General features: G+C 39.6%; 14 protein-coding genes. 5 read left to right on the top strand and 9 right to left on the bottom strand.

What is annotated here, in order from left to right:
* Positions 1-8: 8 nt before the first annotated feature.
* Entirely contained in the window at positions 9-2,045 is a 2,037-nt protein-coding gene (locus JI666_RS05375) for a peptidoglycan D,D-transpeptidase FtsI family protein (RefSeq protein ID WP_206889670.1), read from the bottom strand.
* Between the two features lie 211 nt (positions 2,046-2,256).
* Complete coding sequence (cls, locus tag JI666_RS05380; RefSeq protein WP_206889671.1) at positions 2,257-3,702, bottom strand: cardiolipin synthase; 1,446 nt, start codon at positions 3,700-3,702, stop codon at positions 2,257-2,259.
* Between the two features lie 223 nt (positions 3,703-3,925).
* Here cls and JI666_RS05385 point away from each other — a divergent pair, with 223 nt between their 5' ends.
* Both JI666_RS05385 and JI666_RS05390 read left to right on the top strand, forming a co-directional pair.
* Entirely contained in the window at positions 3,926-4,069 is a 144-nt protein-coding gene (locus JI666_RS05385) for a hypothetical protein (RefSeq protein WP_206889672.1), read from the top strand.
* A gap of 199 nt (positions 4,070-4,268) precedes the next feature.
* Positions 4,269-4,904, top strand: a complete 636-nt coding sequence (locus JI666_RS05390; protein WP_206889673.1) for an FMN-dependent NADH-azoreductase — start codon at positions 4,269-4,271, stop codon at positions 4,902-4,904.
* 63 nt (positions 4,905-4,967) lie between these two features.
* Here the strand turns inward: JI666_RS05390 and copZ are convergent, their stop codons facing one another.
* The 3 genes from copZ to JI666_RS05405 form a co-directional block, all read right to left on the bottom strand.
* Positions 4,968-5,174, bottom strand: coding sequence for a copper chaperone CopZ (gene copZ / locus JI666_RS05395; protein ID WP_206889675.1), 207 nt, complete (start codon positions 5,172-5,174; stop codon positions 4,968-4,970).
* Between the two features lie 225 nt (positions 5,175-5,399).
* Positions 5,400-5,786 (bottom strand): DoxX family protein, encoded by a 387-nt coding sequence (locus tag JI666_RS05400; RefSeq protein ID WP_206889677.1) that lies wholly within the window; start codon positions 5,784-5,786, stop codon positions 5,400-5,402.
* A gap of 68 nt (positions 5,787-5,854) precedes the next feature.
* A complete protein-coding gene (locus JI666_RS05405) occupies positions 5,855-7,471 on the bottom strand; it encodes a M20/M25/M40 family metallo-hydrolase (protein WP_206889679.1) in 1,617 nt (538 codons plus the stop codon).
* Between the two features lie 153 nt (positions 7,472-7,624).
* Here JI666_RS05405 and JI666_RS05410 point away from each other — a divergent pair, with 153 nt between their 5' ends.
* Both JI666_RS05410 and namA read left to right on the top strand, forming a co-directional pair.
* Positions 7,625-8,410, top strand: a complete 786-nt coding sequence (locus JI666_RS05410) for a glycerophosphodiester phosphodiesterase (RefSeq protein ID WP_206889681.1) — start codon at positions 7,625-7,627, stop codon at positions 8,408-8,410.
* A gap of 76 nt (positions 8,411-8,486) precedes the next feature.
* Entirely contained in the window at positions 8,487-9,506 is a 1,020-nt protein-coding gene (namA, locus tag JI666_RS05415; RefSeq protein WP_206889683.1) for an NADPH dehydrogenase NamA, read from the top strand.
* A 25-nt stretch (positions 9,507-9,531) separates the two neighbouring features.
* Here namA and rnz read toward each other — a convergent pair whose 3' ends face one another.
* On the bottom strand, positions 9,532-10,464 hold the full coding sequence (gene rnz, locus JI666_RS05420) for a ribonuclease Z (RefSeq protein WP_206889685.1): 933 nt from the start codon (positions 10,462-10,464) through the stop codon (positions 9,532-9,534).
* Between the two features lie 91 nt (positions 10,465-10,555).
* Here rnz and JI666_RS21890 point away from each other — a divergent pair, with 91 nt between their 5' ends.
* Complete coding sequence (locus tag JI666_RS21890) at positions 10,556-11,149, top strand: CPBP family intramembrane glutamic endopeptidase (protein WP_206889687.1); 594 nt, start codon at positions 10,556-10,558, stop codon at positions 11,147-11,149.
* Between the two features lie 21 nt (positions 11,150-11,170).
* On the opposite strand, the gene JI666_RS05430 is transcribed toward JI666_RS21890, so the two are convergent.
* From JI666_RS05430 to JI666_RS05440, 3 genes are all read right to left on the bottom strand, one after another.
* A complete protein-coding gene (locus JI666_RS05430) occupies positions 11,171-12,451 on the bottom strand; it encodes a DNA polymerase IV (RefSeq protein ID WP_206889689.1) in 1,281 nt (426 codons plus the stop codon).
* A gap of 73 nt (positions 12,452-12,524) precedes the next feature.
* Entirely contained in the window at positions 12,525-13,013 is a 489-nt protein-coding gene (locus tag JI666_RS05435) for a BlaI/MecI/CopY family transcriptional regulator (RefSeq protein WP_206889691.1), read from the bottom strand.
* 131 nt (positions 13,014-13,144) lie between these two features.
* On the bottom strand, positions 13,145-14,266 hold the full coding sequence (locus JI666_RS05440; protein WP_206889693.1) for a M20/M25/M40 family metallo-hydrolase: 1,122 nt from the start codon (positions 14,264-14,266) through the stop codon (positions 13,145-13,147).
* Positions 14,267-14,272 lie beyond the last annotated feature (6 nt).

Here is a 14,272-nt window from a genome sequence, read left to right on the forward strand (position 1 = left end):
ATTAAAGCTTAAGAAGCTTCCACTTCCGCTTCTTCAGCAGTTGGTGCAGTACTTTTTGGTTCATCTTTTAAATCAAAATAGGCTTTAAGTAATCTTCGAGCAATGTCTTTATTAACAGATTCGTTTCGGTCACTACTTAAATTAGGAACGACAACAGCTATAGCTATTTCAGGATCTTCATAAGGTGCATAGCCTACAAATGTTAGGTTAAATCCTTTATCCACTTCAGCTGTTCCTGTTTTACCGGCATGGGTGAAGTCTGTCCCTTTAAAATATTTCGTTGCAGTACCGTTACTCCCATTTGTTACTCTCCAAAAGCCATTCTGCACTCGACTAATATCGCTTTCTGACATTTGAATGTGATTTAAAACATTCGTTTCAAATTGATCAACAATAATGTTAGAAAGACCATTTACCTGTGACGCTTCGTGAACTTCTTTTAAGAAATGCGGCTGAATACGTTGACCTCCGTTGGCAATGGTAGAGATATATTGTGCCATTTGAAGTGGCGTATACGTATCAAATTGACCAATCATTAAGTCCATCAGCTTTCCGAGCTCAGCTACACCGCCATCGATTCCTGTCGTTTCAATTGGCATATCAATTCCTGTCTTTGTGCCGAGTCCGAATTGATTAAAGTGATAACGAACCTCACTAAATGCCTCACTATTCCACGGGATTCCTCTAGTATTTGGTTGATAGTCGTATCCTGCAATCATCATGGCAAGCCTAAACATATAAACGTTTGAAGAGCGTTCTAAAGCCGTTATATCACTCACCATGCCTAAATTACTGTAAGATGCTTTTTTAGGTGTATTTGGAATTACTATTGGTGTGTCATACAATGTGCTACCGTGACCGATCACACCTGTTTGGTATCCTGTTAGTACCGAAGCACCCTTAACAACTGATCCCATCTCATATGCTTCAGATAACGTTCCATAGGAGTACTCGATATAGTCATTCTCTTTTGAACTATATTTAGTACCTCCAAATGCTAATATTTCGCCCGTATCAGGATCCAATCCAATAGCATAAGCGCGATCAGCATATGGATTTCCTCGAGACCTAGCTTTACTTAATTCTTCTTCAAGAATCGTTTCAAGCTCTTGCTGCAAGTCAATGTCGACTGTCAGAACAAGGTCATTGCCTCTTTTTCCCGGTATATCTTCTGGTTCCCCAATCGGTTTACCTGATTTGTCAGTCACATATTTCTTCATAGCCTTTTGACCTCTTAAGAGCTCTTCATATTGTTTCTCAAGATAACTAATTCCAACTACATCGTTCTGCTCATACCCTTTTATCGTATAAGATTTCAACGATTCCTTAGGGATTTGACCTAGATTCCCGAACATTGTCTCCATTGTCTCGTCATAAGGATAAACACGATCAGCATCAGGTGCAATATCAACACCCGGGAGGTTTCCAAGATTCTCACTTACCTTAGCGATTTCTTTACGAGTCAGTCCTTTTTTAATAGATTGAGAAGAGAGAGCATAACCTGTATCCATCTCTCGTTTAATCGCTGCTACTTTCAATTCATCTTTATTATTTGTAATTTCCTCAAGGTCTTCTTCTTTAATTCGATCAATTTGAAGTTGATAAGCTTTCTTCGAAGAAAGGTCTGTCCACTCTTCTTCTGTCAATTTGGCTTTCGCTTTATCTGGCCTCGTAATAATCCAGAAATCCTTTAAATCTCGCTCAGTCACCTTATCTGTATCCATCTCAATATATTGAGCTAATTGACGTGCTACTTCTAGGCGCTCTTGCTGTTTTGTATTTTGATTCCGAATGTAAGTTAGCGTAAAAGTCGGCTCATTATCAACGAGAACCCTTCCGTGCCGATCGTACATCTTTCCACGCGGCGCTGATGATTTCGCTGTTACATTCTCCGTTTGCTCTGAGATTCTTTCAAAATCTTCTCCTTGGACAATCTGTATAACACCCAATCTTAGAATTAAGACTGAGAATAGCAGGAATACAAAAAGAAATAAAATATTTAACCGAAATGGTACGTGTGTTTTTTTCATTTTTTCTTTTATCATGGAGTGCCCCCCAACACAATTTCCTTATCTTCCCATCTATCATAACACAGGTTTGTTAGGACTTTTTTCCTTAAAAGTGAATAAGTTCTACTTTCCACCTCCTAGGTACTTCCACAAAACCTTGCTCCCATATAGACGATTAACAGGGCTCATTCGTTTCCAAGCAAGCACAAAAAAGAGAGTGTAGATAAACTACACCCTCATTTGCGTATTATAAAATCGGTGAAAGTAACCTTGAAATAGATTCTTTAAATCGAATCCACATCGAGCGTTCCTGGTATCCTTCTAATGTCAGTTCTTTACTTTTCTCCATGTCCTTGATAAAAATTTCTTCAAGTTGCCTCGAAATATCTTCATCATACATAAAAGCATTAACCTCAAAGTTAAGTCGGAAACTACGTACATCTATATTTGCTGTCCCAACTGATGAAATCTCACCATCAACTGCAATAGTTTTGGCATGGATAAATCCATTTTGGTAAATATACATTCTTGCCCCTGCTTTTAAGAGCTCACCTACATAAGAATACGTTGCCCAGTAGACAAAAGGATGGTCTGGCTTATTCGGAATCATTAACCTCACATCTACCCCACTAAGAGCCGCAATACGCAGAGCGTCCAATAAGCTGGCATCTGGAATAAAATACGGTGTCTGGATAAAGACTGTCTGTTTGGCTGATGAAATCAGCTTAATATAACCATTTTTAATTTGTTCCCATTCAGAGTCCGGACCACTGCTAACAATTTGCACTCCGGCTTTTCCTCTAGGATGAACGATTGGAAAATAACAGGATTCGTACCCTACCTTATAACGTGCAGCATGATTCCAGTCAAGCAGGAATCTGGTTTGCATAGCAAGCGTTGCACTGCCTTCCATTCTCAGGTGCGTATCTCGCCAATAGCCAAACTTTTCTTTTAAACCTAAATATTCATCCCCAACATTAAACCCGCCGACATACCCAAGAGTACCATCAATGATTACGAGCTTCCGATGATTACGATAATTTAAGCGAGTGTTAACATATGGAATCCGCGAAGGAAAGAATACTTCCACTTCTCCTCCGGCTTCAATTAGTTCTCGAAAGAAACGCTTTCTTGTTTTCCGAGAACCCATTTCATCATATAAAACACGTACTTTCACACCATCTCTTGCTTTTTGTGCGAGTTTCTGAACAATTTTTCTTCCAAGGTTATCTTTTTGGAAAATGTAATATTGGAAGTGAATGTGATCCTTCGCTTGACTGAGATCGTCAAGCAGTGAATCAAATTTCTCTTCTCCGTCTGTAAAAACGCGAATGGAATTATCCTGCGTCAATACAGCATCATCGTTAACGAGATGCATGTAGATCAGGTCTTTATGCCTCGCAATTTCTTCATGTCTAAATGGATAAATGCCACTTTTGATTTCACTGACTTGCTCTTCAATCAGATCTTCAATACCCACTTTTTTAATATTATCCCAATCAAAGAGTCTTCTTCTACTCAGATTTTGTCCAAAGAATAAATACATGATAAAGCCAAGAAACGGGATAAAGAACAAAACCATAAGCCACGCCCAAGTAGCACCGGCATCTTTCCGTTCAAGAAAAATAACTATGACTGCAAACACAAGATTTAATACAAATAGAATACCTAGCAAAATTGATGGGATTTCCATAAATGAAAGCTCCTTTAACCAACATTGGACGATTGAATAGCTGCCCCTCTTATTCCAACTCACTTCAGTTTACCTTATTTCTTTCATGATATTAAGTATATTTCGTTGACGAATGAAAGACCTTCTATAAAAAGTAAATCATTTATCAGATTTTCCCAGAAAACAATTTCTTTAGAGACTATATGGAGGTAAAATATAGATAATATAGGAAGGAGGACAATTAATGATAAAAAAGCCTCTTCATTACGATGGAAGCAAAATTTATTCTGCCCCTTCAAGTGAGTTACAAAAGAAGCCATTTAAAATGACTGATGAAATCAGAAAGTGTATTAGCTGTAATCCCTATCAATCCTCAGGGAAACAGTAGAAAAAGATTTGCCTATATGGCAAGTCTTTTTCTTATATATTAATCTTTTGGGAGTAATATGATCGTTAAAAATAATGCCATTTAACAGTGTGAAGCAAATTACTTGATTCAATTATTAATCTGCTATATCATTTGTCTTGAATTAAGAATATCTTAATTCGAGATAATCTAACCCTACTTGAAAGGAATGTATTTCGAAATGGCAAAAGTTTTATATATTACAGCACATCCACACGATGATACTCAATCTTACAGTATGGCAGTAGGTAAATCATTTATTGATACTTACAAAGAAGTTAACCCAAATGATGAAGTGGTTCACCTTGATCTATATCGTGAACACATTCCACAAATCGATGCTGATGTGTTCAGCGGATGGGGGAAACTCCAGTCCGGGCAAGAATTTGATGAATTGTCTGCAAGTGAAAAAGAGAAAGTTCAGCGCCTTAACGAGTTAAGCGATGAATTCATTGCTGCAGATAAATACGTATTTGTAACACCACTATGGAATTTCTCATTTCCACCAGTTATGAAAGCGTATCTTGATTCTGTTTCTGTAGCAGGGAAAGCCTTTAAATATACAGAAAACGGTCCAGTTGGACTTCTCACCGATAAAAAGGCGATTCACATTCAAGCACGTGGTGGCGTTTATTCTGAAGGGCCAGCTGCCGAAATGGAAATGGGACACCGCTACTTCTCTGTCATGATGCAATTCTATGGTGTACCTGAATTTGATGGTTTGTTTGTAGAAGGGCATAATGCAATGCCAGAAAAAGCAGAACAAATTAAGCAGGATGCCATTGCACGCGCGAAAGACGCGGCCCACACATTCTAAGTGACCTTTTAATAGAAAGAACAACACAAAAACCAGCTGAATGTTCAGCTGGTTTTTGTGTTGTTATACAACATCGTATCCTTGCTCTTCCACGGCTTCTTTCAACTTTGAAGTAGGGACTTGATTAGAATCAAACGTTACATCTGCATGACCGTCTTCTAGATGCACCTCTACTGCTGATACTCCATCAAGTTCTAATAAAGCGGTACGAACAGCTGACTTACAATGATCACAGGTCATTCCTTTAATATGAATCGTTGCTTGTTCCATTCCAACTACTCCTTCCTCTTATCATCTATTTCTACTATTCCCTAAAAGTTTCAGTTGTTAACAACGTTCTAAATAAATAAGAGACTGTTTTCTAAAAGATTGATGTCTTTGAAAGGTAATTGTAAAAAAATCAACATAGGAAAGTTGATTGGAGCGGAAATCAACCACTACTCTTATAGCACAATATCTACGAAAACAGCCAAATGAAAACAGCATGACATTTCGTCATGCCGTCTTTGGTTTCGCAGCCCAGTAGACCCACCAGATTAATAATGGCTGAAATAGTAGTCTGACATACAGAAGGGTTTGGTTCGCTTCCTGTTGGCCAGGTGCCGGAATCCCCGCTATGGCTGCATAAATATTAGCTGGGAAAATAACAATTAAATAAACAACTGTCCAGAACCTTGCCTGCTTTCGTGTACTTGGCCATACAAGGAGAATCGCAAGAAAGATTTCAAGCAAGCCCGTTACATAAATGAGTCCCAGTCGAAAAGGAACCCACTCAGGTAACATAGCCGCAAACCCCTCTCCTTGAGCAAAATGGGCAATACCTGCGAGTACAAAAAAGAAAGCAAATAACACGAGTGCTATCATACGTATTGTTTTAATCATAAAGGGCTCCTTTTCTCTTTGCCCTATTTATCATATCAAATATTTCCTTCTCTTATAAAACAAAAAGCTTATCGGAGGAGTTTACTTATCGTGAATGGCAGCATATCATGAAGCGTTTCAAATGAATAAGTTACCTCTAAACGTTCCGTCCACTTGTGAGCATCCTTTCCTTTAGGGCCAAGATTCATAACAGGAACCTTGAGTTGTTCTAAGGCATCAAGTGGTAGTTCATACGATTGACCGTACAATGGCATGTTATCCATTAGCGGCTGAATAGTTTCTTTCGTTCTTTCAAGTCCAACAAAGCTTAAATCAGAAAGGCCAGGGAAATAATGCTGAGGCTTAAGTGTTACTTGATGTTTTGCTTTACTATAAGAAACAACCTCCTTAATCGTTTCTTTAATAAACGGATCATGACGTGATGAGACAGCAGGATAGAATGGAGGGTTATAAAAAAGGATGATCATCGGTCCATCTTCTTTACAAAGAGCCGCAAGATCAAATACCATTCGTGTAGAAAGATCGCGATCGCCAAGGTCTTTAAAGTTAGCTGTGATATAATCCTGACGACGTTTAATTTCTGCCTCTCCGAACAATTCCACCGCTCGTTCATGGAGCTGTTCATAAGTTAGAACCTTAACATGAAATGGTTTTGGCACGTAATTTTGAAGCTTTGAAAATTCAGTAGCCCTTGCTAAATAGTGAGCTTCTATCCGCTTTGCTGCTATCCGAACAGCTTTAAGCAATTTATCAGTAATGTCTTGAATACTACTTTCCATACCAAGCACATTAAAAAGAGTGACGCCAACATGTGGGATTTGAACGGAATATTCTTCTTTTAAATCTTTTTGCATTAAATTTGTCGGTGGAGGCGTTACTTCCCCATCTATCACTTCGCAGAAATCAGAATTAAGTTCAAGCTCTCTCGTCACTTCTGCTGCCATATAATTCGCATTTAATCCTGAGAAGGGCTCTCCAACGTGCGTCTCTTGTCCGTAACAGAAAAATCCTGGAAGAAGCTTTCCAATCGAACCTGTGTAAACATATAAATTCTGATCACCCGGATAATTGGTGAAAACAGGTTCTGAATTTAAACATGCTGTATATTCGAGTCCGTATTCTTTCGCAAGCTCTACAAGTATGGGGACAGCTTCAATCATGCCAAGAGAGTTAACTTCCTCGTCAGGTACGGTTAGGAGAAGGACGTTTCCTTCGAAAGCACCCATACTCGCTTTTTCAAGCATACTCATCTGTAGTGCTAGCCCAGCTTTCATGTCCATAACTCCTCGACCAAACAACCACTCGCCTGCTTTAAGATCTTCTTGAACATCTTCGGGCATTTTATCAAGATTTTTATATATTTCTTCTGTCAGATCATATGGATTAAAGGCTAAATTTTTCAGCTGGCCGAAGTCTTCAACATCAACAACATCAAAATGACTAATTAATATGACCGTTTTTTTGGAATCGCCACTCTTAACAAGACCTGTAACAAAAGATCGTCCGTCACTAGTAGGGTGCAGTGCGAGTTGGTCTGGATTCTCTTTAAAATAAGACAAATCCTGAAGTTGCAGATGTATATACTCCGCAAGAGCAACTTCAGGATAAGTACCAGTCACACTGTGATGTTCAACCAACCTCGATAGCAAATACATTAATGTTTCTTTTGTTTGCCATTTCCCCATATCCTAAGCCCCCTCTTATGTCTCTACTTTTTGCAAATACCACCTGTTTTTGGTAGGTTTAATGGGAATAGACGGACTTTTATGAACTCTTGATCCGTTTATCATATTTTATACATACAAATCCCGAAAAGACCAGAAGAAATGGGGGAAATCATGACAATCATTTTTGCTCATAGAGGTGCGAGTAGACAATGTCCTGAAAACACAATGAGCGCCTATAAACGCGCTGTAGAAATTGGTGCAGAAGGAATTGAAATCGATGTTCAACTCTCAAAAGACAGCGCTCCTGTCGTTATACATGATCGTACATTAAAGCGAACTACATCTGGAAGAGGTACTGTTACTCAAACGAGTTTTGAGGATTTAAAAAAGCTTGATGCTGGGAGTTGGTTTTCTTCAAACTTCAAGAATGAACGTATTCCTTCCCTCGAAGAAGTACTCATATGGGCAAACCAATACCCAGATTTATGGCTAAATGTTGAATTGAAATATTACAATGAATACGATGATCAGCTTGCGAGAACGACGATCCCACTTATTAAAAAGTTTCGTTCGGAGAAGAATACAGTTATATCAAGTTTTGAACATCAGCGTCTTCTTGATGTTCATAAATTATGGTCAAAAATAGAAACCGCGCCGCTCTATAAAGGAAATTTAAACGAACCATGTAAGTATGCAAAAAAACTAAAAGCGAAAGCCCTTCACCCACAGTATAAACTTGTAACTGAGTCGCAGATTAAAACAATCCACTCACATGGGATTAAAATTCGTCCATATACGGTGAATGAGGAAAGATGGATCAGACAATTTCTTGATTGGGAAGTAGATGGTCTCATGACAGATGTTCCTGATCTCGCTCTTAATATCATGCACAACAAGCAAATTTCACAGCAAAGACAACCATGGTGGAAAAGTTTGTGGAGCTTTGTATCACGGTAAAGCATGATTTGCGACATCCATTCTTGCGCATGCTATACTTTTAGGGTCACGAAAGAAGTAACTAAGGAGAGATACGATGTCATCAGCATTATTTACACCATATACGATTAAAAACGTCACTTTTTCTAACAGAATTGTTATGAGTCCAATGTGTATGTACTCATGTGAAGCAGAAGATGGCAAAGCGACAAACTTTCATTATACACACTACACTTCAAGGGCTGTGGGGCGAACAGGGCTTATTATTACCGAAGCTGCAGCCGTCACCCAACAAGGACGAATTTCTCCACAAGATCTCGGTATTTGGAGTGATGAACATATAGAGGGGTTAAAAAAGATTGTTCAACTTTCTCAGGAGCAAGGAGCGAAAGTCGGCATTCAACTTGCACATGCTGGTCGAAAAGCAGTGCTAGATGGACCAATTATTGCCCCTTCACCTATTCCTTTCAGTGAAGATCGGAAAACGCCAGAAGAGATGACGATTGATCAAATAAAAGAAACCATCCACGCATTCAAAGAAGGCGCCAGAAGAGCAAATGAAGCTGGGTTCGATGTGATCGAATTGCACGGTGCTCACGGTTACTTAATGAATGAATTTCTTTCACCCCTAACAAACAAGCGCACTGATGGATATGGTGGTTCAAAAGAAAACCGCTACCGTTTCCTAAGAGAAGTTATTTCTGAAGTGAAAGAAGTCTGGAGCGGACCATTGTTTGTGAGAATTTCTGCCGATGAATATGATGAAGAAGGAAACACAATTGACGACTTCATTTATTTCGCGAAGGAAATGAAAGAACAGGGTGTAGATCTTGTCGACTGCAGTACAGGTGGTGTAATTCCAGCACAAATTAACGCATATCCTGGCTATCAAGTTACACACGCTGAACGGATTAGGAAAGAAGCTAATATTCCTACTGGTGCTGTTGGATTAATTACCCATCCGCTTCAAGCGGAAGAAATCATTCAGAATGATCGAGCTGATTTGGTCTTACTAGCAAGAGAACTTCTTAGAGACCCATACTGGGCTCGTACAGCGGCATCAGAACTTGGCGCTGAGCTCCAAGCACCAAAGCAATATGAACGAGGCTGGAATTAAATAACTTCTCACAAGAAAAGCTGGCTCAAGACGAGCCAGCTTTTCTTAATGGGATTTGGATTGTCATTTGATCATGTGCAATGTCTGTATTTTGAAAAACTGCCCTAGCCTCATTCAGTAAACGATGCACATCGTGCTCCTGATAACGAGAACTAATATGATTTATTAGTAACTTCGAAACTTCTGCTTTATATGCAACACCCGCTGCTTCTGCAGTAGTAGAGTGAAAATAATCTCGTGCTAGCATTTGTTTATCTTCAGAAAATGTTGCTTCATGCACGAGTAAATCTGCACCTTTCGCTAAATTAACAGCTTTAATCGAATATCGAGTGTCACCACAAATTACAATACACCGACCTTTAATCACTGGACCGATGACATCATCCGGGCGTATAATTTGACCGTTCTCAAGTTCAATCGACTCGCCACACTTGAGCTTCTTATAAATTGGCCCCGGTTTCACCCCTAGCTCCATCAGTTTATTAGCATTTAATGGACCTGGTTTATCATCTTCTTCTACACGATAGCCATAGCTATCAATTCCGTGCTCAAGAAGGCCTGTTTCAATCGTAAATCCTTTTTCTTTTAGTTCCATTCCATCTTCTATTTCTTCCATTCGCAATGGATACCTGAGGTGAGTGTTGCTCACACGTAATGCGCATTCTATGAATGACTTAATTCCCTTAGGGCCATAAAGGACAAGCTCTGATTCTCCACCTTGAAAAGAACGACTTCCAAGAATACCAGGTAATCCAAAAATATGATCGCCATGTAAGTGCGAAATGAAAATTCTCGTTATTTTGCTAAGTGTAATGGATGCAGAGAGAATTTGATGTTGGGTTGCTTCTCCACAATCAAATAACCATATGTCGCCCGAATCCAGTCGTAAGGCTGAAGAACTTACATTGCGTTTTGTAGAGGGAATACCTGCACCAGTTCCAAGAAATGTGATTTCCATTACCATTCCACCTTTTGAAATCAGTTAGTCGCAAACCTAAAGCACATCAGCTAAACTGTATGTATGAATTCTTTTTTAGGAGCTGAAACTCGTGTCTATCCGCAAATTATTAGGAACAATCGTACTCGCTCACGTTCTACTCTTTCTATCATTCTTCCTTTTCAAAGACTTATTCTGGCCGCTCTTCACAACTTCACTACTTTTGCTCGGTATCTTTTCAATCCGAAACGCCAGATGGAAAACACCGTCTCCTCTAAATATGTTCTATGGACTCGGAAGTGGCATTCTTTTATACCTTATCTTTTATATAGGCAAATCAGTTATGCTGTACCTTTTCCCTGAGTCGATAACACAACTTGAAGAATTGTATCGTCTCGTTGCTCCAATACAAGGCTGGCATTATGTGAGCCTTATCTTTGTGATTATTCCTGGAGAGGAACTGTTCTGGAGAGGAGTTGTACAAGATCATGTAGAAAAAGCGACTCTACGCTATCCGGTTATTCTAGCAGCACTTCTATACATGAGCGCACACATCTATGCAGGAGCTTTCCTATTGCTTGTAGCTGCTGTGCTAGCAGGTACGGTCTGGGGGTATCTCTATAAGAAGACCTCGAATATGACAATACCTATAATTTCCCATCTCGTTTTTGATTTACTCCTGCTGGTTTTCTTCCCGCTTCTTTAATTTGTGGTAGGATTTTTTGCCTTACTCTTTCTTCTTTTTGTAATTCCAAAGAAAATCACGGTCAAGACTCGTTCCGCGTCGCTTCTCATCTCTCAATTTATGACTACCATCTTTACCAAGCTGGTTGCCTTTTAAAAGGGAGCTTTCTCCGTATTTAGTTCGTATTAATCCAATTGTATTCTGCAAGTCAGCACGTTTGGTATCAGCTTCAAACGAAAATAAATCTAACTGTACTGTTGCTTCATTCCGATCAACGAGGCTTTGGCCTGTGACGCCAAGCAAACGAATCGGCTGTCCAGACCAGTTCTTCTCAAATAGGTGTTGCGCTGCCTTTAGAATATCTCCTGACTGTGAAATAGGATTTTGTAACTTCCTGCTTCTAGTGACGGTAGTACGATCACTGTATCGAATCGTCAACTGGATATTAAAGCTTAGCACGTTTTTCTTGGCCATTCGCTTTGCAACTGAATCAGCTAGATTCGTTAATGCAGTATTAATTCGATGATGGTCAATAAGATCTTCAGGAAAGGTGGTTGAATTCCCCACGCTTTTAAATTCATCGATAGCGTCAGGGTCCACTGGTCGATCATCGTGTCCATTGGCTCGATCATGGAGTCTCTTTCCATTGATACCAAGCTTCATTTCTAATTGAAGAGGATTGGCATGGGCGAGATCATGTATTGTTGTGATCTTAAGTTCTTGTAGTTTCTCTTTTGTTTTCTTTCCTACCCCGTGCATTTCGCCTACATCAAGTGGCCAGAGCAACTTGTCAATCTCACGTTTTCGCAAAATTGTTATGCCAAGAGGCTTCTTCATATCAGAAGCCATTTTGGCAAGAAACTTATTAGGAGCAATCCCAATGCTACAGGGAATGCCAATTTCATCATAAATCCGCTTCTGTATTTCTTCAGCAATAACAACAGGGCTTCTGTCACCACAGTCATCGGTCATATCCAGGTATCCTTCATCTATTGAGACTGGTTGAACGAGAGGGGTATACGATTCTAACAGTTCGAATATTTGGAGAGAAGTTTGTCGATAAAGAGGAAAGTTAGGTGGCATAATGAGGAGCTCTGGACAGTGCTTTTTCGCTTGCCATACAGGCATCGTCGTCTTCACACCTTTTTTTCTTGCTTCATAACTGCTTGTTACGACAATGCCACGCCTTTCTTCAACATTCCCAGCAATTGCAAGTGGTTTCTCTCGTAGTTCTGGGTTATGTGCTGCTTCAACGGAAGCGTAAAAACTGTTCATATCAACGTGAAAGATAATTCGTCCCCGTCCCTGCCCTCGCTTATCCATTACGACCACCTCCTTAACCAATAAATCTATCGACACAATTTGAGTTAAACTGAGCTAAATCGGGTGGTGCCTGTCACCGTATGGGGAGCTTTTGCTTTTCCACCCAATTGACAAATTCACTACCGTGAAAATGCTTATTAAAGTCCATTTGAAATTGGTACATCTCTTTCAGAAACTCTGCATGTTCTTCTGACTTTTCTCGATATTCGTCCAAATAATTCATTACAGAATACGAATATTGTGTGCTAGCATCCACTTTTTCTAAACCTACATCAGTAAGGCTTACATATGAAACGCGGCGGTCATTGGCTTTCTTTTCAAGCTTAACAAACGCTTTGTTTTTAAGACGCTTCAGCACTTGCATGACTGTTGATACATCCCATAAGCCAATTTCGGAAATTCTTGTAATTGTTATTTCCTTTTCTAGATAGACAATCCACATCACATGCTGCTCTGCCTGCGTTAGTCCAATTTCCCTTGCATTTTTTTGCCATTCATTTTCTAATACCTTATATGTCCCTCTCATATAATTCATAAGTTTATGAGTTTGAATAGAGTCCATGTCAACACCGCTTCCACTTCAATAATTGTAAATATACCAATCTATTTTAACATAATATAGGAAAGTCGCCACAGACAGCATAGTAACAAAAAGGAACATTGCCCAAAATGCGACAATGTTCCCAGGTTTGTTTATGAATTTGCAACTTCTTTAATGATGGATACAACGGCTTCAGATACTTTAACTAACTCTTTCACTGGCATCCGCTCATTCTTCGTGTGAATTTCTTCATACCCAACAGCAAGATTGACGGTAGGAATACCGTGCCCAGCGATGACGTTTGCATCGCTGCCTCCTCCACTTGTAAGAAGTTCAGGAGGACGTCCGATTTTCTCCATGGCTTTCTTCGCTACTTCAACGACATAGTCTCCGTCACTGAATTTAAAGCCCGGGTACATCACTTGAATATCCAGATCGACGGATCCACCCATCTCTGTAGCTGTTGTTTCAAAAGCTTTCTTCATTTTCTCTACTTGAGCTTCCATTTTCTCTGGTACAAGTGAGCGTGCTTCAGCAAGAACTTCAACGTAATCACATACGATGTTGGTTTGAGAACCACCTTCAAAACGTCCAATATTAGCAGTTGTTTCGCCATCTAGGCGACCAAGCGGCATCTTGGCAATCGATTTAGCAGCCATTGTAATGGCAGAAACGCCTTTTTCAGGTGCAACACCTGCATGAGCAGTTTTACCATAAATGGTTGCTTTAATTTTGGCTTGAGTTGGAGCAGCTGTAATGATTTTGCCCACTTCGCCATCACTATCAAGGGCATAACCGAACTTAGCAATAAGCTTCTCTGGGTTAAGCACCTTCGCGCCTTGCAATCCTGATTCTTCACCGACCGTGATAATAAACTGAATCGTACCATGCTCAATGTTCTGTTCTTTTAAAACACGAATTGCTTCAAACATTGCTGCAAGCCCAGTTTTATCATCTGCACCAAGAATCGTTGTGCCATCCGTTACAACATATCCATCTTTAATAGATGGTTTTACACCATTACCTGGCACTACTGTATCCATATGAGACGTGAAGTAAATCGGATCCGCATGTTCAACAGTGCCTTTTAGTGTACAAATTAAATTACCAGCTTCGTGTTCTGTTCTACTAGCCGCATCGTCTTCTTCTACTTCAACACCAAGTGCTGTGAATTTCTCTTTTAGAATTCCTGCTATTTTCTTTTCATGTTTTGTTTCAGAATCAATTTGGACGAGTTCCAAAAACTCATCAACAAGTCTTTGTTCATTAATCATGGCGCT

It is taken from the genome of Bacillus sp. NTK071 (assembly GCF_017303315.1).
Taxonomy (GTDB): Bacteria; Bacillota; Bacilli; order Bacillales; family Guptibacillaceae; genus Guptibacillus.